We start from the raw sequence: 22,085 nt of genomic DNA, 5'->3' as shown, positions 1-22,085 counted from the left end.
GGAACGGACCACGGTCGTGATCCGCTCACGAGTTAAGCGACTCTCCTCACGTGTCTTGGTGAACGACGCCCGCAGAGTTTTGCCATGACACGTCAACTAGTAGGTATGCCATTCACGGCGAGCTGGCACACACTTCTCGATGAACTTGAGGATCTTCCTGACGGAGCGACACTAATTACGCCGTTGTCACACAAGCGGTTCCGGATTACCGATGTCCAAGAGCATCGTGTTATCATCGAATTCGAAGACGCCGACGAGAAACGTCCGCTTCAGCGTGATCAGTTCGAGACGCTTTACCGCCGAGTCAGTGACGAACCAGAGGGATTCGAGTTGGATAGACTTCCATCCGATGCGGATCCATATCCAGCCGTGTTGAGCCTTCATCCCCGATTCGAGATTGACGAAGACAATGGCGTGATCGTCAAAACAGAGAAACCAACGTCCGATCAACTCCTCGGAAGCGACTCCGAATCGACCTCCGAAGAACGAACTGAACCCGATCTGAACATCTACGCTGATGCGCTCTTGCTCGTTGATGCACTCGAACGTCACGATGTCGCCACACTCGACGACATGGAGACAGACGGGCTGGTGAATCTCTATACCCTCCTTTCAGATGTCCAGCGCAACGCTAACGAATTCCGAAAGAATGTCGCAGATGTTCTCTTGAACCGCCTCCATCATGATCGGCCAGTCAGCGGGCCGTATGGCTCCGTTCAGCGAACGACACGCCGGAACCGAACGCTCAAGGACGAACAAGAGGTTCTGGAGATCCTAGAAGAAGCCGGGATTGATCAGGAGCGAGTTATGAGCGTTGATCGCGATAAGATCGATGAGGCTCTTGAGGTCACCGAACTGTCTGAGTCCGGTGTCTACGAAATCGACGAACGTGAGTACGTCCGCAAGGCCGAGGTCGACGAAGAGGTCAAGCAGACTCGTCTCCAGGGGCTCAAGGAGCAACTTGCTGCAACCGAGGGAGAGGAAGCCGATCAACTCCGCCAAGAAATCGAAGAACTCGAAGATCGTATTGACGAGCTCACAAGCTTTCGAACAGGGACAGAAATCAAAGAGTAACCACGTCTGAAACACCAGTTTCAGAACTCATAGCATGCGATTTCTTGGGAACCACATTCCGGACAGGTCTCCGTTTCATCAGTAAGCGACGTTCCGCACTGTCTGCATTCAACGACCGAGACAGTTCGGTCCGTCAATGTGAACACTCGTTTTAGCCGCTGAAGCGAGCTCATTCTGGTTTTACCACCTCGCGACACTGGGGGCATTCTGCGAATACCGCGGGCTGTCCGTCTACCTCGTACTCGATGAGAACGTTAGTACTCGTTACATCGGCACCACAGAACGGACAGCCGCCGAGTGTCGAAGGTCCTGTCGTAGACATCAGTATGCACCTCACGGTTGTTCCGAAATCGCGGGGAGAGCGTGTGACACGAGGGTGGGTACCCTCTGTATGCACGATCATTCTGTGGTCATAAATAGACTCTCCAACTATGGTGGAAGTAAAACCGGTAGACTGCGACGGGATCGTGATATCGTCTTGTACAGCCAACCTTACCAAGCGCGGCTAGACGAGCTATCAGAATTCTTGGTAAGGTTCGCTGCAGGATCAGTTTGTATCCGCCGGGAGAGGTGGAACGGACACGTGGGTAGTGGTGTACACACCCGTGATGTCCGTCCATCTCAACAAATATGAGCAGAAGAAGCCCACCCAAGCGGAACAGACGAGTCGACACCAGCGGCGAAACCGAAGCAACCATCGCCTTCACCAGTCGTGCGGACGGTACTCGACACCGCTTCCGGTTTCTCTGTCTCGAAGAGCAACCCGGAATGTGGCGCATCCACGAAGTCAAAGAGGATCGAACCTGGCGAATTGTCGGCTGCGAGCCCATCCAACAGCTCAGAGTAGGACAGACCGCTCCCGAAGCGGAGTACCCGGAACAGCATCTGATCGACTGATGAGTCGATCCAAGCAACCGCTGGAGGACGTGCCATCACTGCCGACGATCCGCTCGGAGCCGGAAAACGATCCTCAACCATATGGTGATCGCGCCTCCGTCCTCGCGGCAACCGATGGAACTTCTATCTTTGAATCGACGCCAACTGTCGTCCTCTGTCCTAATTGCGGAGATGTCGTCGCGACCTACGAACAGGGACTACCGCAGATTGTCCCGCAATTCGACAGCCGATGTACGACCTGTCAAGTCGAACTTCGACGCTGGTGTGCAGTCGCCGTCGACGCAGCCTACAAAGAGCTAGTCGAACCGCCGACGCTGACTGCGATGACCCAGGCGTACTGGAACGAGTGGCTCTGGGCTGGCATTACCAACTACAAAGGCCAGCCTCGCAACGATGAATACACTAACCGACTCAGCGCGAAGGCGTCGGAATTCGGCTGGGACTGGGAACTCACCTGTCCGCTCTGTCGTCGAGGGATCAGTCAGCTTAAACAAGATGTATCCGGAGTCAATGGCAGTCTCGACTACCATCATTGGTCAACAGATCCTGACCAAGGCATCACGCTCTGCCGGGAATGTCACGACGTCATCGGCTTCGATAGCTATGACAACCAGGTCGAAGAACGGGCCCACGAATGGGGGTTCCGATCACGAAATGATCTCCAGATCGTCCGTCTCGCACTCCGAGAGGCGATCGCGACCGATCGAACCATCGAACTCGACATGGCAGAACGGCTCGTCAATCGATACAATCTGATCCAGTCTACAGATGAAGTACAGGAACTTCTCCAAACCGTCCTGTGTGATGAAGATCTCTATAATCTATTCGTGGATGCGTCTCTAAACAATGGTCTCGATAATTGCTGATCTTAACTACAATTAATCGTCTTCCCGCCGTTGTTATCACGCATCCATAACCGATAGAAAAATTTTATCGATCTGTTAATGTTCCAGCGTCGTTTCAACGGCATATTCCTCAGCTAACTCCACGACGTCATAGACGTGAATTCCCGACTTGAACCACAGCACCCGGTCGTCCATCCCTTCAAAATCGTCAGCCGAGCAATCCAACCGTTCGGACACAGCGACGATGAGGTTGTCACGGTCAGCATCTCGTATCTTTGCCAGCTTCTCATCCAGATACTCGGGTGTCCAGAATCCAACGATCTCGAACAACACTCGGCGTCCATCAGGGTGTTCGACCGCAAAATCAGGGAGCATCACTTCCGCTCCCAGATCCAGTACGTCATCTTCTCGAATGAGTTCCCAATCCGTGTTTGCTCGCTCCCACTTCTGGGCGAGCGTCCGCTCCACGTCAGAGTCGAAATCACTCTGTGCCGAGTAGTGGGAGGACAATCCCTCGGTATGATCAAGTTCAAATGAGAGCGTCCGACTGGATGGTCCGCTGTCATCGTCTAAGATGTCGGCTTCCATCTCCCAGCGGTCACACAACGGGAGTGCAGGGAGGAAATTCGCCATCCGAATGCCGTACTTTCGCGACTTCGAAAAGAGGGACACCGCTCCATCGAGAACCGCTTCATACCCATCTGCAACGTCGGTACTGGGGACCCGGTTTCCGTCACGGTCAATTGGATAGATACGGTGCATCAACCCGAACAATTTGACGTAGCTGAACACTGTCGCAAACGAGTCCCAGACACGTACCCGCATTTCAGTTGCATCGTACAGTACCGCCTGTGCTAAGGCAAGATTGTATCGAGTCAGCAGCCAGTCTACTGTAACCGTGTCCTCGGCGTAAGATTCCTCGCTATTGCCCGTTAGCCGAGTCGTCGTTGTTGAGTCCTCTACACCTTCGTATTCATCAGAAACACGGTGTCCGAATCGAACCAGTTGCTGGTTTTCTTCCAAGTCCGCGTACATCCCCCGATAGCATTCTTCGAGCGTGATACCGAGTCTCTCAGCAACTGTACTATACACCCAAATTGACTTTGTATCCTCTCCCAGCGTCGGTTGTCGGACGATCGGATAATTGTCATTCGCGACTGCAAAGAGTTCCTCTCGAATCCTCTGTGGGGCAACTGGCGCAACAGTCTCGAATTCACACTCGTCCTTGAGTAGCTTCGCTAATCCCTGAACGATTTTGTAGTCCGTATCTGCGGCAGTGAGTTGATCAATCGTGTCTTCCAATTCTCCCTTCGGTCCACCGAGATGCTCCTCAAAGATGTGAATCAGCTCTTCGGCTGTGTCTCGATACCGCTGGTCGTCAGTGTCGATGAACAGCGGAGTGATCGTATCCTCGTACGTACGTGAGCGGGCGAGATCAGCTGTCAGCATCCGACGTCACCCCCTGTCGACGCCGTTCGGAGACGTAGGTTTCCACCGTATCTTCGGCGATGATTTCGTAGAGGCGGGCTGGCTGCCGGCCATCCGTTGGACGTAGAATCCGTCCCAGCCGTTGTGCATACTGACGTTTCGAAGCGCTTCCAGACAGGATGATACCGACGTTCGCTGCCGGCACATCGATCCCTTCGTCGAGGACCTGGGACGTGACCAGCATCGAGTACTCACCAGTGCGGAACCGCTCGAGAATGGCTGTCCGTTCGTCCGTTTCGGTTTGATGCGTGATACACGGAACAACGAACTCTTGGGAGATGTCGTAGGCAAAGTCGTTGTTCGCGGTGAAGATAATTGCCCGGTCGTCGTAGTGGCGTTTCAGAAGGTTATCCAGCGTGTCCAGTTTCTTCGTGGCAGTACGCGCAATCTCTTCGGCGCGCTGTTTGGCGATGAGCGCTCGTCGCCCCTGCGGGTCGTACGATGTCCGTTTGAGAAACTCCTGATACCCACGTTCTTTCCAGAGGTCAAACTCGTGGCTATCCACGTAGTCGCGGTAAATCTGATACTCTTCATCGTACTCTTCTCGCTCGTCTGGCGTGAGTTCGACCTGGAGATGAATCGTCTCGTACTCGCTGAGATAGTCGCCAGCCAACTCGTCAACTTCTTCTCTGTAGACGACCGTCCCGAGTAGATCTTCCAGTTCTTCGTGCTGCCCATCGGCACGCTCGTAGGTAGCGGTCAGGCCGAGTCGGTACGGGGCAATCGTCATCTCGGGGATCTGCTGGTAGGTTGGCGCAGGTAGATGATGCACCTCGTCGACGACAAGGAGTCCGAATTGATCGCCGTATTCGTTGATGTAGCGGTAGGCAGAATCGTAGGTTGTCACCGTAATATTGGTCACGTTGTGGCTTCCTCCGCCGAGAACGCCGATTCCATCTGGAAGCTGGTCACCGAAAGCGTTGGTGAGCGTCGCATGCCACTGGTTCATCAGATCGATCGTCGGAACAACAACGAGCGTACTGACGCCCGCATCAGCAATAGCTTGGACAGCGAGAAACGTCTTCCCGCTTCCCGTCGGGAGTACGACGGTTCCACGGCGGTCGTTGGCTCGCCACGCTGAGAGGGCTTTCTGCTGATAGTCACGCGGTTCAATCGCGACAGACGGTGTAAGAGCAAATTCAGAATAGGCACGAGCAACGTCCTCAACGCTGTCTACAGTCGCTGCGGATTCGTGGAGCGTTGCTTGTCCGTCAGTTTTGCTTGTCCACTCTTTGATTTCACGATAGTGTTGGGCACGCGCGCGATACTCGTCGACACGGTCGTCCCATTCAGCATATGGGATAGAGTCTGGCGCATTTTCGAGAAGAAGCGTTCCATCTTCAAACGCAATACGCATTCAACTTGGCCTACGCCCTGGGAGATACTTGGACTTGCTGGAGATACTGATAGGGATTAGCGTAGATCCTCCTACTGTCCAGAATGGCAGACCACGGATATGTTGAAATCGTCGTGCAAGATATAGAGGTTGTAGTCAACACTCGCCACCGTTCATTAACCAGTGGTTGTTTCTGAAGATGCGACATACTTTTGTGTTGCGTAGAATCCGATGGCGTAGATCCCGAAAGCAAACGGTCCAACAGCGAAAATCCCGATTGAAAAAACCCCGACCGAGAAAACCCCTGCGGAGAAGATTCCGACTGAAAAGATGCCTGCGGAGAGCACACCAAGACTGAAATTCCCCGCTGCGAGGAATCCGAATGCCGATTGGCCAGCGGAAAGTACCTCGTATCCTGCCACAGTCTCGATACCGGCCAGCGTCAACACCAACGCAATCCCCAACAAACCAAGTGCAACGATACCACCCGAGTTTTGCCAGTCTACGTCCATACGTCACGATTCATCGGGTATCTTGTAAATCTTGCCGAGAAATTGGAACTCAGTCAGGATGGGATAGTTGGTGCTGCATATGCGCGTTCCATCTTGCACGCTATTTTTGACAACAGTTGGATTGATCTACCGTGCGAAGGTTTCTATGCCACGCTCTTTCATAGGAAAAGATAGCCAGTAATGGAGTACCCGACCCGATCGAAAATTCGTTCGTTCTGTACGGAACAGTCCTTCGAACGGGGGGTCAAGTACTACGAGCAGGATAGGATTCAGAAACTGGAGGTCGAGGGCGGAGACATTACTGCAATCGTTCGTGGATCCCGCGATTACGATATCTCAATCGACATCGAGGACGACACGATTCGGACCGTCTGTAGTTGCCCCTACGACTATGCTGGAGATTGCAAGCACATCGTCGCTGTACTCTTGGCCGTCGAAGATCGCTCACCCGAGTCAACTGCTGAGACAGCCGATTCATCAGATAACTCCGAGACGGTCGATGTTGAAGCCCTGATCGACCGGACGCCTGACGACGAGCTTCGAACGTTTCTCCTCGACATCATCGCGGACGACCGTGATATCCGTGATCGTTTCGTCGCATTTGCTGGTGAGGAGCCAGGCAAGACGGTCTACGATTACAAACAAGAAATCGACCGTCTGTTCGAGGATGCAGCCGGTCGTGGTGGCATGATCGAATACGATACTCGTATCGACTTCTCCCAGTATCACGACTTGGTGGAAATGCACCGAAGTCGTGGAAACATTGGCACAGCGACCGATCTCTACCGTGCGCTGGCGGAGACAATCCGTGAGAATATGAATCGGATCGACGACAGTAGCGGGCACTACGGTCGCGAATTGAGCCGTGCCATCGAGGGGTACGCTGAGACGATCACCGAACAAGGGTATGGACACCCAGAAAAGCGACCGCACATCGAATATCTCTTCGGGGAATTCATCGATGCGGATTACGGATTTGCCAGCGAGGACTACGCCGAAGCATTACGGACGATCTGCACAACGAGAGCGGACCTCGAATACTGGCTCGAGCTGTTGGATGCACACGTTTCGGGTGTCGACCTCGAGCCAGGGGCACTCGAAGCATCGGTCGGCTCTTCGACGGAGACGACTCAGGACGACGTTCAAGAAGACATCTCATCAAGCGAACCGACAGACGGTTCGAACGCGCAGTCGGAAGACGAGACAGACACAACTGTCGAAAACGGGCGGACCGACAATGTCCTCTATACTTCGGATTTCGCGACCGGACCGCTCTCTACGGACGACTTTACTGGCGGAACGCTTGATGTCGAGCATTTAGCAGTCGGACCACTAGAGATCGGATACTTCGTCGGCGATGCGTTTGACGAGCTCCGCGTGGACGCTCCAACAACCGTCGAACGGCACACTGTTGAAATCGAATCGCCCGAATCCAGTGCTTCCGAGTCAGATCTTGCTTCGAAGCTCCAGAAACGACGTGTCCTCTCGACGTACGTGTACGTGCTGGAGGAACTTGGCGAGGAAGATGTTCTGGATACGCTGTACGAAGAGATCTACCTCGAAGACAAGCGGTTCTGTAAGGCGTACGCCGAGCGGCTGATCGAACAAGACGACGAAGAACGTGCACTTGAGGTCGTCGAACACGGAATTGACACATTCCGTTCGACGACTGACCTGCGCTGGCTCGCCGTCGATCTCTACCGAAATCGGGAGCCGGACAAATACAAGGCGCTGTTGAAGCAACTGTTCCTCGATCACTCTGAATGGGACGCCTACGACGAGCTAAAGGAGGCCTGTACCGATCGCGAATGGGCGTCGATATACGGAGAGTTCGAGCGTACACTCGACCAGCGTGACCGACAACGGTTGATCTCTATGTACGTCCACGAGATGGATCTCGAGAAGGCATTCTTCGAACTGAAGGAAGCCGAGAATCTATCGTGGATGCGTCGCTATCAGGACCCGGTCGCAACGGTCGATCCGATCGAGTATTTCGAGATGTACCGCGAACAGTTGATCCCGTTTGCCGCCGGTGAGACGGGGCGTCGTCATTATCGAGAAATTGCGGATCACCTGGAGTCGATGCAGGGGTTGGTTTCTGACGCTCGGCTCGAAGAGTTCGTCGAGTTCCTGAAGGATAAACATTCGAATCGGCCAGCATTCCTCGACGAGCTCGAGAAGGCCGGGTTTTGACTCACTCGGTAACCTCCTTGAACTCTCTATCACGACCGGCAAACACTCGAACGTCTGGTCCGTCTGATATCGCGGTCAACTGATCTACAGTCGCCGGAACAGCGTCGATATCCAATTCCCAGGGAACCGTATTGAATACGATCGCAAGAGTCGTGTCTGTATTCGTGCCTGTATCGAAACGGTAGAGCCGATCGCGAACGAGGATCTGTCCGAGAGCGGTGTCGAACGCCGATGCCTCGAAAGTTTTCGCCGTTTGAACGATCCAGTCACTCTCGTCCGTCTCGATGATGGCATCGACCGTCCGGGTAACTATCTCGCCGACTGAACTGTCCACTCCATGCGCGGGCGAGTCGGGGAGTTGTGACGTACCGACAACAACATCTCGATGAACAGTGCCGTCAACCACATCTGCTGTGAGGAACTGCTCGATGACGGTTCGCTCACGTTCGTCTTCATCCATGTACTTCTCCTCAATCGCTTCCAGCCCGTGATTGGCGGCCTGATCGAGAAATCCGAGTGTGGTGTCCGTAGGGTCGACGTCCGGCCCATAGCCGATTTGATCACCGCGGTTGGTTGTCGCCCAGACGAGTCCGTCGTCGATGATGCCAACGTACCCATCGATGTCGACGTGTCGGCCACTGGCTTTGAATGCTTGTGACGGCGATTCGTCGATATTCGAGCCAAGCGTCCGGTTGTAGTGGAAATCCCGGTCGTAGACGTCTTCCGGCGAATTCTCGCGTATGTCTCCCGGAAAGACCTGGATCGACCCATACCGATTATTCACACGCTCGATCTCGACTGTGATGCCGTACTTGTCGGAGATCGTGTACAGGAGGTCGATGATCTGCTCGTGATCATCGTAGTTTGGTGCGTCAGCATAGTATCGAAGCTTCATGGCTTTTCACCTCCCCGTTCGTCGGACGCCCTCGCGTCAGTCAGTCGGTTTTCGACGTCCTCGAGACAGTCGGCTACCATCGACGCTCCTTCGAGAGGGCCCTCGACGTCCAGCGCTGCTCGATACAGTTCCGCAGTACGCTCCAGCTCTTCCATCGATAGCTCGTCGGGCTCATCAAGCCAGTAGCTATCCGCGAGTTTCTTATATGCGTAAGGATCCTCGGGGTACTCCTCGATGAGCGCCTCGAGCTCGGCCCTGCTGTCAGCGGTTCTACCCAGTTCCGCGAGCGAGTCGGCGACGAAGTGACGAAAGTCGAGCAGGAACTCGTCGTCTGCGTCAGGAAACTGGTCGCAGACCTCCCGACAGAACTCAAGTCGATGTTCGTGATACGCCGGATTGCCCTCAGCGACGGTGGCAAGATCGCTGTCGAGCGATCGAATGAACGCCTCGAGCGAGAGAAACGTCGGCAATGTTCGGTCTGCCTCTTCGATGGTCGTACTCTCGTCGGGTATGACAGCGAGGATGTACTCCCAGGCAGTTAGCCACTGATTGCAGGCTCCAGCACGGTTCCCCTTCTCTCGGAGATCGCGGCCTTCCTGTACGAAGTCGTATATCCGTTCTTTATTCGGAACCTCGGGTATCCAGCGCTCCCAGAGTTCCTGTGCCGCCATCCAGATAAAGTCCTGATCATAGCCCGTGGCATCAACCTCGTATTCTGCTTCCCACTGCTCAGAGAGTGTCGTCGCCGAATCGAGGTCTTCTGCTCGGTTCCGAAACGCCGTCTCGTTTGTTTCGATACCGTGATCCTCGAGCTTCGCGACGATTTCGTCCGTCGAAAGTGCTTCGACATCACTGAGTTCCCATGCATCGGCAGGATAGGTGCCGTCTGATGTATTGACTGTTCGTTGTTCACGCTGGATGGATTGACTGCCGTCCGTGTCCGCGTCGTTACTGCTCTCATCTACGCTGTGTTCGTCGATGTATTGCTCGACACGCTTTCGGTCGATTCGACTCAGTTCGTCACGTTCGTGGGCCTCGTAGAGGTGCTTGCGGAGCGCAGTCTCCTCGTTGAAAGTTTGCTCGCAGTAGCGACAGTCGCTCATTAGTTGGGGCTACGTATGCGGGTAGAAAAAGAACCAGGTGTCAACAGGAAATCGGTGACGAAGCGAGCGCAGAACCTGCGATATCGGCCTCTAAAAGGCCTACCTTACCAAGTAATTCGAAGAAGCATGCCAATCGCTTGGTAAGGTGGGATCGCTAATCGGGATCAGTAACGCAGAACTCATGACGTACCTCGAAGCGTCAGCATAGCGTGTTTGTCCTCGATACGGTCCACTCCGAAGCCCAGGCTGACCGCCCATAGTATGCCTACTCCTCGAGGTACTGGAGTAACTGTCCAACGTAGGGACTGTTCTCCCAGCTTCGATGTGGGCTAATCATCGTGATCAACGCTTTCGCTTCCTCGTGGGTCATGTGACCGTTCCGGGCGTAGTCACAGATGAGCCGCGGTGTCGGCACGATACGAGGTCCTTGGAGAACCGCATGGATGAGCGGGAAGTTCGTCCCACCGAACTCATCGGTGAGAAACCCATCCGCAGAGAGGGCGTTCGCGAGGACGATGCCGTCGGTTTCGCCGTCGTCAAGCCCGAACGTTGGCCGCGAATCCGGCGTGGCGTCATACTCGTAGGGACCCTCGACCGTATAGTGGGTGCGAGCTGCGAGGACATTGCTTGCGGCGGCGGCGTGGATGTCCTGATACTGTGTGATTTCGCGGAGTTCCGTCAGAACTTCCGGTGGCACGAACACATCACAGGAGGTAAGGAGATACTGGAGTGGATCGGGAGTCCTCTCGGTATCGAAGGCTGAGTCGGCATGGGGGACGGCGAGACTAACGAGCGCACTGGTGTCGGCGACGGCTGTTCGCAGTTGGGAACCGCTCATCGCTCGTCATCTGCATCGACTGTCGTCGCCTTGCCATCGTAGATATCGATATCGTCGGGTGCCGCAAGATCGAGTGGTTCGTCTTCGAGGTCTTTCTTGAGTAGGCGGAGACGCTGGGCGCTCTCAGCACCGACCAGTTGCTTGACGGTCTCGAAGTCGAGTTGGTCGTCGTAGTATTTCGTTGCGACGAGCTCCTGAAACGTCTCGCTGTCGGCAGTATCTTCGATGTATTCACGGATCGCTTCGACGAGCAGATCCGTCCGATCCTTATCGAAGAGATCGGCGATCGCGTCGAGGCGGTCAACGAGGTACTCCGGGGACTGGAAGTGGACTCGCCGCGGGTCATCGCTTGCACTCATTCTATGTGCATATCTTGCACATAGACCCATAACGGTTTCGCTGACTGCACACAGCTTGCACATCGAGCTACTCAATCGGACTCACATTACTCTACATATGACGCCACCAGATTATACGAAAATAGATACGAGAAAGATTGGAAACCAATAGCGGGGAAACCACTAAGTGAATGTCGTTTTGGGCTTTAGGGAAAAGGGCTGAAGCCTAGGCCGGGATTTGAACCCGGGCTCTCGTCCTTACCAAGGACGCGCTTTACCGCTAAGCTACCCAGGCAGGCACTCCACCGTAGCCGGGTTAGTTAATTAGGCGTTTCGATTTACCGCAGTGAGAATCGCCGTGCCGTCGCCGATATCGTCACGTCTCCGAGGAGCCGGAGACATCGCCGGCCGTTGGTCGGTCGTGGCTCAAGGCGAGTCGTTCGAGCCGTCGGTCGGCGTCGGCCAAGACAACGTCCGGGGTCGGTAGCGGGTCGGCGCTGAACTCCTCGGCGAGGGCTTCAGCGAGAGCCGTCACCTCCTGTGGCGTCGATTCAAGCGCGACATCAGCGCCGGCTTCGACGGCGATGCGGACGAAATCGGCCTCCAGTCTGGTCGCCGGGACCGCCTCGCAATCAGGGGCTTCCCGGAGGGTCTGGGTGCGGCCGAACTGCTGGACAGCCTCGACGACATCGAGCGCGACGCCGGTATGGGCGAGATACTCGAAGCCGCGGGCGACGAGCACTTCGGCGGCGATGACATCGAGGTCGCCGCTTTCGCGGTCGCCGTGTTCCCACGGCGTCGTTCGGATAAGCGAGCGGGACAGCCGAAGCCCCTCGTAACTCATCTGCACGCCGGCCCCTCGACGGGCGGCAAGGTCGCGGTCGACAGCGCCATCGAGCGCTGTCGCCGTTGCGACAGTCAACGCGCCGGGAGTCAGCGACGCGTCTTCGAGCACCTCCTCGAGGTGGTCACGGAGCGCTCCGGGGGTGATGTCGGCGAGGCCCTCGCGGAAGGCGGCCCGAGCGTGGGCGGTTTCGTCCATTTGACGTACTCGCACTACGTACGCGAGGGGCAAATCAGTTTGGAAAGAATCGACGCCGTCGCCGGGGACCGTAGTGTTTAGGTGCCGGCGACCGCTCCAACGCCTCATGATTCACACCGACGACACCGACGGAGTGCGCGTCGTCACGCTGGACCGGCCGGAGCGTCGCAACGCGCTGACGGCGGACGGCCTCGACGCCCTCCGAACGGCAATCGAGGCGTGTCCCGAGCCGGTCGCCTATCTGCGGGGGGCAGGCGAGAGTTTCTGTGCCGGTGCCGACCTCTCGACGGTCGCCGACGCTGCCGCGGAGGGGGCCGCTGCCGAGTTCATCGAACGCGGGCAGGCAACCGCTGACGCCATCGAGAACACCGATACTGTCGTCGTCGCCGGCATCGACGGCCCGGCACGGGGCGGCGGCGTCGAACTGGCGCTGGCGTGTGACATCCGGGTCGCGACGCCGACGGCGACGCTCGGCGAGCCGGGCGTCACGTTCGGCCTCTTCGGCGCGTGGGGGGGCACGGTCCGCCTCCCGGAGGTTGTCGGCCTCGGCGCGGCGCTCGATTTCTCGCTTTCGGGGCGGGTCCTCGACGCCGAGGAAGCAAAGCAAATCGGGCTCGTCTCTCGGGTGTGTACGGACCCACGGAGTGTCGCCGAATCGGTCGCCGACAACGACCCACTGGCGCTGGAACACCTCAAGCGGCGGCTTCGGGACAGAGCCGAAAAGTCGGCCCAACAGCGCGCCGAACGCGAGGCCTTCGAGACGTTGGCGGCGGCTCACTCCGACCGGCTGCAAGACCTACAGTAGCTACAGCGGCTCCGGAGCGGGCGGCATCGCCCGTTTGTGCGTGCTCGTCTCGTAGAGTTCGACGACGCGGTCGACAGCCGATTCCGGCACGTCGAGGGTTCGGACCGTCGCGGACTTCGACAGCGGTCCGTCGACGTGGACTGCGAGAATCGCATCGAGTTCGTCGTATCCGAGCCCCATCTCCTCTTCGTCGGTTTGGCCTTCCCACATCGCCGCTGTCGGCGTCCGGCTGACGAGGTCCTCCGGAACGCCCAACTCGCGGGCAAGCTGGCGGACCTGACACTTATAGAGGTTGCCGATAGGGTTGCAGTCGACGGCTTGGTCGCCGTATTTCGTGAAGTAGCCGGTGGCGGCCTCCGAGCGGTTGCCGGTCCCCAATACGAGACCGTCCTCCGCGTTGGCGACGAAGTAGTTCAGTACCGCTCGCGTCCGGACCCGGACGTTCCCCAGTGCCATCCGGTCGTCGGCGGCGTGGTCGGGGGCGGCGTCGACGAAGGCATCGACGATGGGGTTGATATCGATGACGTCGAATTCGATATCGAGCGCGTTGGCGACCCGTTCGGCGTCGGTTTCGTCGTCATCGGGGTTGACCGAGCTCGGCATCGAAATTCCGTGAACACGGTCGGGGCCGAGCGCCGCAACAGCGAGGTAGGCGACAGTTGTTGAGTCAATACCGCCGGACAGCCCGAGAACTGCACGGTCTGCCCCTGCTGTCTCGATTGTTTCCTCGATAAACTCGACGATGTGGTCGCGTCGGCGCTGCAGCTCCGACTCGGAAAAGAGGAGCTCGACATTCGTCCCCTCGATAGTGGGTTCGCTAGCTGTCATCAAGTCTCAGTTGGGCCCCTCGGAACTAATAAGCACCTACTGCCGGGGTATAGCTGGACGCGCGTCCGGTCGGACAGGTGCCGGTGAGCCGCTACGTTGAAGTGCGGGCGTCCGGTACGTTTCGCTGTGCGCCGTTGGTCCAGTGGTAGGACAGAGCCTTCCCAAGGCTCTAGCCCGGGTTCAATTCCCGGACGGCGCATGGCCGTTTCGGTCGGTATGGAGGCGTCTAGGTCGGGAATTGAGCCCTATCAGTCGCGTACAGCGAACGGCGTGAGCGAGCACGTCTGATTTCGGTTCGATTCCCGGACGGCACATTGTGCTCCAGTCGTGATACACGTCCCCGGCAGCGCGCGTCGAACGGTACGCTTTTTTCAGCGAGCAGCGAACCAATGCACATGGGACTTTGCAGTACGTTCCGAAGCCTCGTGGTGTACGGACTGGCGATTGTCGGGCTAGCAGCGGTACTGTTCGTCGTACTCGCTTACGGCTGGGACGGTGAACCGCCGGAGGTCAGTCTCGAATCCGACGGCGAATAGCGCACGGATGGCCGCAAGCAGGCGGGTTTAGGGGTGGGAAACCAAACAGTTCTGCATGGTACACATTGGTATCGTTGGCGCGGGAGCCGCTGCCGCCGCCGCGACCTTCGTCATCGACCAAACGCTTCCAGACGCGGAAGTGACTGTCCTCGAAAAGTCCGGCGGGGTTTGTGGGCGCGCGGCGACGCGTCGCCACGACGACCTCGTGTACGATTACGGGGCGAACTACGTCAAATCCGACGACGACCGCGTCGTCGACCTGCTCACCGAGACGCTCGACACCGATGGGCTCGTCGATGTCAGTGAGCCGATTTACACGTTCGACGAGTCGGGGGCTGTCGCTCCGGGACGGTCGGCGGACGACCACAAGTGGAGCTACGAGCGCGGGCTCACTCAGGTCGCAAAACGACTTTTCGGAGCCACCGACGCGACTGTCCACCGCCGCACTCGCGTCGAGTCGCTTGCCCGGACAGAAGAGGGCTGGACCATAGAAGACACCGACGGTGACTCGTGGGGGCCGTTCGATGTCGTCGGGTTGAATCCCCCCGCGCCACAGACGGCCGAACTACTCGCCGCGACCGACTGGGACGACAAGCGCCTGGCGACGCTGCAGGAGGCCGTCAAGTCGGTCGAGTATCGGCCGATATGGACCGCGGTTCTGCGGTATCCGTTCCGACTGGACCGGCCCTATTACGCGCTCGTCAACCCCGGGAAGGACCACGATGTCGGCTGGATAGCCCGCGAAGAGTGCAAGCGGGGGCACGTCCCCGACGGCGAATCGCTGCTTGTCGTACAGGCAAGCGCGCAGTGGTCAGCGGCGAACTACGACGCCGACCCGGCCGAGAACGTCGCCGAACTGGCGTCGCTGACGGCCGATATCGTCGGCGACGAGCGGCTGGCGGAGCCGGTCTGGACCGACCACCAGGGCTGGCGCTATGCGCTCCCCGAGGATGGTGTTCGTCGCGGTCCTGTTTCTGCCGCCGCCGAGGCCGGACTGTACTGTCTCGGCGATTGGGTCGCCGGTGAGGGACGGCTCCATGCAGCGCTCGCGGAGGGGCTGGCCGTCGGCGAGCAAATCGTCCACGCACAGTAGCTGCCGGAAACGCCAGACGAGACGTGATGCGTTCGGGTAAACAATTTGTACCGTGGGCGCGACAACAATTTCCATGCGGAAAGTCGCAATCGACGAGGTCGACATCGAGAACAGCCCGCTCGGAGTACACAGCGTTCGCCGGCCGGTCTCCGACGCCCTCGGCACCGAGCACTTCGCGATGAACTACTTTGAGCTGCAGCCGGGCGAATCCTTCTCCGGCGGGCTCCACACCCACCACGACCAAGAGGAGGTTTTCTACGTCCAGTCCGGCGAAGCCACCTTCGAGGTGACCGACGAGCCCGACTCTTCGACGACGGAGGCGGTGACAGCCGGTGCGGGAGAGGTCATCCGCTTCCCGCCGGGCGAGTTTCAGGAGGGCTACAACGACGCCGAAAACGACGACCCCGTGGTCGGCTTCGCGCTCGGCGCGCCGTCTTCGAAGCACGACTGGGAGGCCATCGAGTCAGTCATGCACTGCGGCGACTGCGGCGAGGAGACCGGACACAGCATGTCGTTGACCGACGAGGGGAGCTTCTCGTTTACCTGCGGCGAGTGTGGCAACGAAATCGCGATGTGAGCGCCGGCGGCAGAGAAGCCGGCACCGTCGGAATCTGTCGTTCACAACGCGACGTATTTTTCGGAGAGAACGAGGGAAAGATACTTGGTGGTATCATCGGGTGTGTATGGTATGCCACGCTGCAGCAACTGCGATGCGTTCGTGACCGACAGCTATGTGCGCGTCTTTGCTCCGCAGGGAATGTCGACGGTCCGCGTCTGTCCGAACTGCGAGGACAAGCTCCGCGACGGGGCCGAAGTACGGGAGGCCCGTTCGACTCGGCAGAACTAACCTAGATTTTACCTGCCGCCGTCCGCCCTGAGTGCCGTCTCCGATTCAACACACCGCTGTCCCCGGTCGGTAATCGTGTAAATGCGCTCTTGGCTGACCGGCTCCAACAGTCCGTTCTCGACGAGCGTCTCGACCCGCCGTTCGACGTAACCGAGATGCATCCCCAGCCGGTTGGCCGCCAGCGGCACGTAGTCCGGCGGCTCTTCAGCGAAGTACTCGAGAATCCGCTCGTCCGCCGGATGAAGTTGGTCGTCGATACGCACCGGACTGTGGTTGGTCGCCATGCGGGATTCCTCCGTATCAACTATGAGGGTTGGTGACACATAACATTGTCGGCGGCGCTCACTCGACAGCGGAGGAGGACGTTTGTCGCCGAGTCGGGTCCTCAAGCGCGTCGACGATGTCGCCGGGCGCGGCGATATGTGCCGACGGTGGCGCATCGGTGCCGGGAAGTGCCAGCAGTCGCTCGCTCCGGGCAGTAAGCCGCTCTGTCGGGCCGGCCGGTCGGCCGGCGAGAACGGTCACGTCAGCCGCTTCGATGAGGTCTGTGGCGGCCTCGATGTCCGACTCGGAGACCGGCTTGAACGGCGGGGCAGTAACGGCCTCACGGCCGACGCTCCCCGCGGTCGCAGCGGCGACATCGCCGGTGGGGAGCGGCCCGGCGGTCACGTCGATACCGCGTTCTGCGAGGTCACCGAGGAGTCGGGCGGCCGGCTGTCCTGCCCCGAGAACGTGAACCCGCTGTCCGTCAGGCGGGGCGTCGGCGAGCGGCGTCACCGACGGACTGCCGGTGACGGGGTTCGTGCCGACGGCGGTTCTAACCCCGAAAGCGGCTTCCAGCCGCTCGGCTGTCAACACTGCTTCCGGGCGACCGCTATCGAGAATTCGCCCGTCGGAAAGCAGCGCGACGGTGTCACAGAACCGGGCGGCAAGCTCCAGGTCGTGGATGGCAGCGACGACCGTCTTGCCGTCGTCGGCGAGCTCCCGCGCCAGCGCGAGCGTTCGGACCTGATGGTTGATGTCGAGGCTGGCGGTCGGCTCATCGAGCAGTAGTACCGGCGTCGCTTGAGCCAGGGCCCGCGCGAGCATGACGCGCTGTCGTTCACCGCCGGACAGCGAGTCGATAGACCGGTCGGCAAACGCCGCCGTCTCCGTCCGCTCCAGCGCCGATTCGACGGCCGCACGGCCGGCGCTGTCTGCCGGCGAGAGCCGCGACCGGTGCGGTGTCCGACCCATCCGCACGACCGCCTCGACGTCGAACTCGAAAGCGAGCGTCGTCTCCTGTGGCACCGTTGCGACCTGCCGGCCGAGTTCGCGGGCCGATGTAGCCGCTACATCGCGACCGGCGACGGTGACGGTGCCGGCCGCCGGCGTAAGGACGCCATTGCACGTTCGCAGTAGTGTCGTCTTACCGGCCCCATTGGGTCCGACAAGCGCAAGGAACTCCCCTTCCTCGACGGACAGCGAGACACCGTCGAGCACCGTTGTCTCTCCGAACTCGACGACGACGTCCGAAAGCGAAATCATAGTGCGTGTACCTCCCGCTTGCGGAGCAGATATAGGAAGAACGGCGCGCCCAGCGCCGCGGTGACAATACCGACCGGTAGCTGCCCCGGTCCCGAACGGGCGACCGTGTCGGTCGCGACGAGGAAGACGGCCCCGGCGAGGGCGCTCGTCGGCAGCAGGATGCGGTGGTCCGGGCCGACGAGCAGCCGCATCATGTGTGGGACAATGAGGCCGACAAAGCCGATAACACCGGAGACAGCCACCGCAGCGGCGGTGACGAGGCTTGAGGCCGCAAGCAGTATGCGCTTTGTGCGCTCGACCTCGATACCGAGTGTGTGAGCGTCCTCTTCGCCGAGAAGCAAGACGTTCAGGTCGCGGGCGTACGCGAGCAGGACCACAAAAAAGAAAACGACGAGCGGCAGCGCCAGTCGGACCCGGCCCCACGTGCTGTCTTGGAGATGCCCCATCAGCCAATACACGGCGGTTTCGAGGTTGTCACCGGCATGCAACAGCAGATACGAGATGACCGCGCCGAGGAAGGTCTGGAGCGCGACACCGGCAAGCAGCAGCGTCGCCACCGGGGTTCGGCCGTCCTCGGTTGCGATGAGATACACCGCAAACGCTGCTACGAGCGCTCCCGCGAACGCGGCAGCGGTCCGGCCGAACGGCACCGACAGCGGCAGCACGATGAACGCCACCGCGCCGACCGCCGCGCCGGAGGAGACGCCGATGATGGACGGGTCGGCCATCGGATTCCGAAAGAACCCCTGCATCACCGCGCCGGCAAGCGCCAGCGCAAAGCCAACAATCGCTCCCAACAGGATGCGTGGCAGCCGTATTTGGGTGACGATGAGCCGCGTCGACTCGTCGACCGGGAAGCCGAACGGCTGCACCCAGGCGACGCCGCCGTCGGCCAGCGTCGGCAGCCGGATGGCGTTGAGAACGACGTACAGAACCTCCAGCGGACCGATTTCGGCGTACCCGAGCGCCGTGCTCGTCAACACCGTCACGACGAGCAGGCCGGTCAGGCCGGCCGACCACGAGAGCGTCCGCCGGAGAACCATAGCTGCAACTGGGCTTGGTTTAGCCAAATACTTGTTGTCCTCGCCTCTCCACCAGTCAATGAGAACACTCTCCGCAGTCGTCTTTGCTATCGCCCTCGTCGCCGTCGCCGCTGGCGCTCCGGTTGCCGCCGCGCCGGCCGCCGACACGGCCCCAGCCGACCCGACGTGTTCGTTTCCGGTCACGGAGACTGACGCGACCGGCACTGAGGTGACTGTCGAAGAGCGGCCCGAACGTATCGTCGTCCTCCAGCCCAGCGCCGCACAGACGGTCTGGGAACTCGGTGCCGAGGACCGCGTCGTCGGCGCACCGGTCGTTCCGTACACGTCGGACCTCGACGGCATCGAGGAAGCCGAGAACGTCCTACAGGTCGACGACTTCACGGTCAATCAGGAGGCAGTCGTCGAACTCGATGCGGACCTCGTGCTCGCGCCGAACATCGTCCCCGACGACACCGTCACGAGCCTGCGCGAGGCCGACCAGCAGGTGTTCAAGTTTGGGTTCGGTACGTCGCTTTCGTTCGTCGCTGACAAGACAGCGCTGACCGGCCAACTGGTCGATGCCTGCGACGCAGCCGCCGAGGTCAACGATGACTACTGGGACCGTATCGACGCCGTCGAGGAACGCGCGGCGGCGGTCGAGGACCCGCACGTCATGTACTTTACCGACAACCACACCGCCGGCTCCGGAACGTTCATCGATGACCTCATCACCACCGCGGGCGGCGTCAACGTCGCCGCCGAGGCCGGCATTGACGGCTACGACGAAATCAACGAAGAGGCCCTCGTCGAGTGGAACCCCGATGTCATCGTCGCCAGCGACGCGGAGCCGCTACCGGAGACGGCCGCCTACGAGTCGACCGTTGCCGTCGAACATGGGCAAGTAGTCACCGTCGACAGCAACGATGTCAGCCAGCCTGCGCCGCGGCTCGTCTACGCGCTGGAGACGATAGCCGACGGACTGGCGGATGCGGAGACGGCGGATAGACCCACGGACGCGACCGTCGACGACCAGCCGGGCGTCGGTATCGCCCCTGCGGCTGCCGGCCTCGTGCTCGCGGTCGTTGCCGGACTCCTCGTCAGAACACTGCGCCGTCGCTGACCGACGGCGTCGCCGGACTGCGACGGCCAACCGCCCGCTTTTTACGCCACGGTCGCGGAGGACCAGGCATGGTCGAGAACGTCATCTGGCCCGCCTATCTCGATGCCAACTGTACCCGCAACGAGGGCCGGCGGGTCGCCGAGGACCTCGCCGTCGAGGAGCCGACCGTCGACGAAATCGCGAGCGCGGTCCAGCAGGTCGGCTACGACGCCGTCATCGAGCGGAGCAAGACCTACCCACGCGAGTACGAGCCGCGGGGCCGCGTCGTCGTCAAGGGGGCCGACGACGCCTCGAAGTCGGACCTGCTCGAAGCGGTGGCGGCGTACGTCACCGCCATCCGCGAATGAAGCGCGCCGGCGAGGTCGTCCGCATCGCACAGGGGCTCCTCGTCGCGCGGTTGGCCGACGGCGACGACGACCCACCCGACATCGGCACGTCGGTCGTCAACGAAGAGCTCGATTCGGTCGGTCGCATCGTCGATGTCTTCGGCCCCGTCGACCGGCCGTACGTCGCCGTCTCACCGGCCGACGATGTCGTTCCGCCGTCGCTGCTCGGCGAGAAGCTCTACGCGCGGTAGGCGGCGCGGAACCACAACGTCCAAGCGACCGCCGGCAAACGACGTGATATGAAGCGGGCATTCGCCGCCGTCGCCGCGACCGTCTGTCTTTTCCTCCTGGTCCAGCTTGGCTCGCTGGCGCTCGTCGAGCCGTTCATGAGCGCCGGCTTCCAAGCCGTCGAAGACCCCTCCGACCCGACGAATAGCCTCCTGTATATCATCGCCATCCTCGTCGCCACGGGCGTGATGCTCGCGGCGATGAAGTTCGGCGTCGACCGGCTCCTCCAGGGGCTTGTCCTCTTTGCGGCGGTGTTCATCTCGTTTTACGTCTTCACCGTCGTCGTCCCGCCGGTTGTCGCCGTTGCGGGGCTGAATCTCGTGGCGGTCGCGCTGGCGCTGGCGCTCGGCGTGGGCTTGCTGGTCTATCCCGAGTGGTACGTCATCGACGCCGCGGGTATCGTGATGGGTGCCGGCGCGGCAGGGCTTTTCGGCATCAGCTTCGGACTCCTGCCGGCGCTCGTGTTGCTCGTCGTGTTGGCCGTCTACGACGCCATCTCCGTCTACGGCACCGAACACATGCTCGCGCTCGCCTCCGGGGCGATGGACCTCCGGCTGCCGGTCATCTTCGTTGTGCCGCTGACGCTCTCGTATTCGTTTTTGGACGCCGACAATCCGGAGTCGCTCGAAGACGACACCCCGGAGTCGGACGCCGAAGCCGAGCCGGACGAGGGCGACGACGTATCTACAGCGACAGGCGATGCCGAACCGGTTGACACGATGGCAGAAGACGCTGACACGGACGCCGATAGCGACGCTGATGCCGACGACCCGGCGGCTGCCGAAGCGGCCCCGGACGAGCACGCCGACCCCTTCGCCCGCGATGCGTTTTTCATCGGACTCGGAGACGCGGTCATCCCGACGATACTGGTCGCCTCGGCGGCCTTCTTCCGCCCGGGCGGCGTGGAGTTGCTTTCCGTGCCGGGTATCGCGCTCACGGTCCCGGCGCTGGGCGCGATGGTCGGTACCATCGCTGGACTGCTTGCGCTCATGTGGTTTGTGATGAAGGGCCGTGCACACGCCGGGCTGCCGCTGCTCAACGGCGGTGCCATCGCCGGCTACCTCCTCGGCGCGGCAGCGGTCGGTATCCCGGTCGTCGAGGCCCTTGGCGTCGCCCCGTACCTCTGAAACAG

General features: G+C 59.9%; 26 protein-coding genes and 2 tRNA genes. 14 read left to right on the top strand and 14 right to left on the bottom strand.

The window, feature by feature from the left end:
• Window positions 1-105 precede the first annotated feature (105 nt).
• Window positions 106-1,074 carry a hypothetical protein gene (locus tag NP_RS09530; protein WP_011323635.1) on the top strand — a complete coding sequence of 323 codons (969 nt, stop codon included), beginning with the start codon at window positions 106-108 and terminating at the stop codon, window positions 1,072-1,074.
• A 169-nt stretch (window positions 1,075-1,243) separates the two neighbouring features.
• Here NP_RS09530 and NP_RS15220 read toward each other — a convergent pair whose 3' ends face one another.
• Window positions 1,244-1,396 carry a DUF7837 family putative zinc-binding protein gene (locus NP_RS15220; protein ID WP_011323634.1) on the bottom strand — a complete coding sequence of 51 codons (153 nt, stop codon included), beginning with the start codon at window positions 1,394-1,396 and terminating at the stop codon, window positions 1,244-1,246.
• 308 nt (window positions 1,397-1,704) lie between these two features.
• Here NP_RS15220 and NP_RS14435 point away from each other — a divergent pair, with 308 nt between their 5' ends.
• Window positions 1,705-1,971 (top strand): hypothetical protein, encoded by a 267-nt coding sequence (locus NP_RS14435; RefSeq protein WP_148215456.1) that lies wholly within the window; start codon window positions 1,705-1,707, stop codon window positions 1,969-1,971.
• Complete coding sequence (locus NP_RS09525) at window positions 1,971-2,837, top strand: hypothetical protein (RefSeq protein ID WP_148215455.1); 867 nt, start codon at window positions 1,971-1,973, stop codon at window positions 2,835-2,837. The genes NP_RS14435 and NP_RS09525 overlap by 1 nt, the downstream gene beginning before the upstream one ends.
• A 75-nt stretch (window positions 2,838-2,912) precedes the next feature.
• Here NP_RS09525 and NP_RS09520 read toward each other — a convergent pair whose 3' ends face one another.
• The 3 genes from NP_RS09520 to NP_RS09510 all read right to left on the bottom strand — a co-directional run bounded on the left by NP_RS09520 (window position 2,913) and on the right by NP_RS09510 (window position 6,152).
• On the bottom strand, window positions 2,913-4,265 hold the full coding sequence (locus NP_RS09520; protein WP_011323632.1) for a DUF790 family protein: 1,353 nt from the start codon (window positions 4,263-4,265) through the stop codon (window positions 2,913-2,915).
• Window positions 4,252-5,661, bottom strand: coding sequence for a DEAD/DEAH box helicase (locus NP_RS09515; RefSeq protein ID WP_011323631.1), 1,410 nt, complete (start codon window positions 5,659-5,661; stop codon window positions 4,252-4,254). The genes NP_RS09520 and NP_RS09515 overlap by 14 nt, the downstream gene beginning before the upstream one ends.
• Before the next feature lie 155 nt (window positions 5,662-5,816).
• Entirely contained in the window at window positions 5,817-6,152 is a 336-nt protein-coding gene (locus NP_RS09510) for a hypothetical protein (protein ID WP_011323630.1), read from the bottom strand.
• A gap of 180 nt (window positions 6,153-6,332) precedes the next feature.
• Here NP_RS09510 and NP_RS09505 point away from each other — a divergent pair, with 180 nt between their 5' ends.
• Window positions 6,333-8,345 (top strand): SWIM zinc finger family protein, encoded by a 2,013-nt coding sequence (locus tag NP_RS09505; RefSeq protein ID WP_011323629.1) that lies wholly within the window; start codon window positions 6,333-6,335, stop codon window positions 8,343-8,345.
• Between the two features lies 1 nt (window position 8,346).
• On the opposite strand, the gene NP_RS09500 is transcribed toward NP_RS09505, so the two are convergent.
• The 6 genes from NP_RS09500 to NP_RS09475 form a co-directional block, all read right to left on the bottom strand.
• Window positions 8,347-9,240: a hypothetical protein gene (locus tag NP_RS09500; RefSeq protein ID WP_011323628.1), complete on the bottom strand. Its 894-nt coding sequence runs from the start codon at window positions 9,238-9,240 to the stop codon at window positions 8,347-8,349.
• A complete protein-coding gene (locus NP_RS09495; protein WP_011323627.1) occupies window positions 9,237-10,343 on the bottom strand; it encodes a hypothetical protein in 1,107 nt (368 codons plus the stop codon). The genes NP_RS09500 and NP_RS09495 overlap by 4 nt, the downstream gene beginning before the upstream one ends.
• 265 nt (window positions 10,344-10,608) lie before the next feature.
• Window positions 10,609-11,181 carry a hypothetical protein gene (locus NP_RS09490; protein WP_011323626.1) on the bottom strand — a complete coding sequence of 191 codons (573 nt, stop codon included), beginning with the start codon at window positions 11,179-11,181 and terminating at the stop codon, window positions 10,609-10,611.
• Window positions 11,178-11,540: a hypothetical protein gene (locus NP_RS09485; protein WP_049939634.1), complete on the bottom strand. Its 363-nt coding sequence runs from the start codon at window positions 11,538-11,540 to the stop codon at window positions 11,178-11,180. The genes NP_RS09490 and NP_RS09485 overlap by 4 nt, the downstream gene beginning before the upstream one ends.
• Window positions 11,541-11,742: 202 nt before the next feature.
• A tRNA-Thr gene (locus NP_RS09480) sits at window positions 11,743-11,814 on the bottom strand.
• 81 nt (window positions 11,815-11,895) lie between these two features.
• Window positions 11,896-12,561, bottom strand: coding sequence for a DUF7114 family protein (locus NP_RS09475; protein WP_011323624.1), 666 nt, complete (start codon window positions 12,559-12,561; stop codon window positions 11,896-11,898).
• Between the two features lie 106 nt (window positions 12,562-12,667).
• On the opposite strand from NP_RS09475, the gene NP_RS09470 reads away from it, so the two are divergent.
• Complete coding sequence (locus NP_RS09470; protein WP_011323623.1) at window positions 12,668-13,366, top strand: enoyl-CoA hydratase/isomerase family protein; 699 nt, start codon at window positions 12,668-12,670, stop codon at window positions 13,364-13,366.
• Here NP_RS09470 and NP_RS09465 read toward each other — a convergent pair whose 3' ends face one another.
• Window positions 13,367-14,194: an NAD+ synthase gene (locus NP_RS09465; protein WP_011323622.1), complete on the bottom strand. Its 828-nt coding sequence runs from the start codon at window positions 14,192-14,194 to the stop codon at window positions 13,367-13,369.
• Between the two features lie 128 nt (window positions 14,195-14,322).
• On the opposite strand from NP_RS09465, the gene NP_RS09460 reads away from it, so the two are divergent.
• The 5 genes from NP_RS09460 to NP_RS14790 all read left to right on the top strand — a co-directional run bounded on the left by NP_RS09460 (window position 14,323) and on the right by NP_RS14790 (window position 16,670).
• Window positions 14,323-14,393, top strand: a tRNA-Gly gene (locus tag NP_RS09460).
• A gap of 196 nt (window positions 14,394-14,589) precedes the next feature.
• A complete protein-coding gene (locus tag NP_RS14600) occupies window positions 14,590-14,730 on the top strand; it encodes a hypothetical protein (protein WP_158303762.1) in 141 nt (46 codons plus the stop codon).
• Between the two features lie 55 nt (window positions 14,731-14,785).
• Window positions 14,786-15,823 (top strand): NAD(P)/FAD-dependent oxidoreductase, encoded by a 1,038-nt coding sequence (locus NP_RS09455; RefSeq protein ID WP_011323620.1) that lies wholly within the window; start codon window positions 14,786-14,788, stop codon window positions 15,821-15,823.
• 73 nt (window positions 15,824-15,896) lie between these two features.
• A complete protein-coding gene (locus NP_RS09450) occupies window positions 15,897-16,400 on the top strand; it encodes a cupin domain-containing protein (RefSeq protein WP_011323619.1) in 504 nt (167 codons plus the stop codon).
• A gap of 111 nt (window positions 16,401-16,511) precedes the next feature.
• The gene (locus NP_RS14790) at window positions 16,512-16,670 is read left to right on the top strand and encodes a DUF7563 family protein (RefSeq protein ID WP_169303787.1); all 159 of its coding nucleotides are present in this window, start codon (window positions 16,512-16,514) and stop codon (window positions 16,668-16,670) included.
• Window positions 16,671-16,678: 8 nt separating this feature from the next.
• Here NP_RS14790 and NP_RS09445 read toward each other — a convergent pair whose 3' ends face one another.
• The 3 genes from NP_RS09445 to btuC are packed head-to-tail and all read right to left on the bottom strand — an operon-like array spanning window position 16,679 to window position 19,240.
• Window positions 16,679-16,954 carry a helix-turn-helix domain-containing protein gene (locus NP_RS09445; RefSeq protein ID WP_011323618.1) on the bottom strand — a complete coding sequence of 92 codons (276 nt, stop codon included), beginning with the start codon at window positions 16,952-16,954 and terminating at the stop codon, window positions 16,679-16,681.
• Between the two features lie 58 nt (window positions 16,955-17,012).
• Entirely contained in the window at window positions 17,013-18,197 is a 1,185-nt protein-coding gene (locus tag NP_RS09440; protein ID WP_011323617.1) for a heme ABC transporter ATP-binding protein, read from the bottom strand.
• A complete protein-coding gene (gene btuC, locus NP_RS09435) occupies window positions 18,194-19,240 on the bottom strand; it encodes a vitamin B12 ABC transporter permease BtuC (protein ID WP_011323616.1) in 1,047 nt (348 codons plus the stop codon). Before btuC ends, NP_RS09440 begins: the two co-directional genes overlap by 4 nt.
• A 58-nt stretch (window positions 19,241-19,298) precedes the next feature.
• On the opposite strand from btuC, the gene NP_RS14875 reads away from it, so the two are divergent.
• The 4 genes from NP_RS14875 to NP_RS09415 all read left to right on the top strand — a co-directional run bounded on the left by NP_RS14875 (window position 19,299) and on the right by NP_RS09415 (window position 22,080).
• Window positions 19,299-20,339 carry a PGF-CTERM-anchored ABC transporter substrate-binding protein gene (locus tag NP_RS14875; RefSeq protein WP_011323615.1) on the top strand — a complete coding sequence of 347 codons (1,041 nt, stop codon included), beginning with the start codon at window positions 19,299-19,301 and terminating at the stop codon, window positions 20,337-20,339.
• A gap of 68 nt (window positions 20,340-20,407) precedes the next feature.
• Entirely contained in the window at window positions 20,408-20,686 is a 279-nt protein-coding gene (gene srp19 / locus NP_RS09425) for a signal recognition particle subunit SRP19 (protein WP_011323614.1), read from the top strand.
• Entirely contained in the window at window positions 20,683-20,916 is a 234-nt protein-coding gene (locus NP_RS09420; RefSeq protein WP_011323613.1) for an H/ACA ribonucleoprotein complex subunit GAR1, read from the top strand. Before srp19 ends, NP_RS09420 begins: the two co-directional genes overlap by 4 nt.
• Window positions 20,917-20,964: 48 nt before the next feature.
• A complete protein-coding gene (locus tag NP_RS09415) occupies window positions 20,965-22,080 on the top strand; it encodes a presenilin family intramembrane aspartyl protease PSH (RefSeq protein WP_011323612.1) in 1,116 nt (371 codons plus the stop codon).
• Window positions 22,081-22,085 lie beyond the last annotated feature (5 nt).

Origin of the sequence: Natronomonas pharaonis DSM 2160, from assembly GCF_000026045.1 — an archaeon.
Lineage (GTDB): Archaea > Halobacteriota > Halobacteria > Halobacteriales > Haloarculaceae > Natronomonas > Natronomonas pharaonis.
The sequence above is the reverse complement of the archived record's forward strand: the minus strand, read 5'-3'. Positions and strand labels throughout refer to the sequence as shown.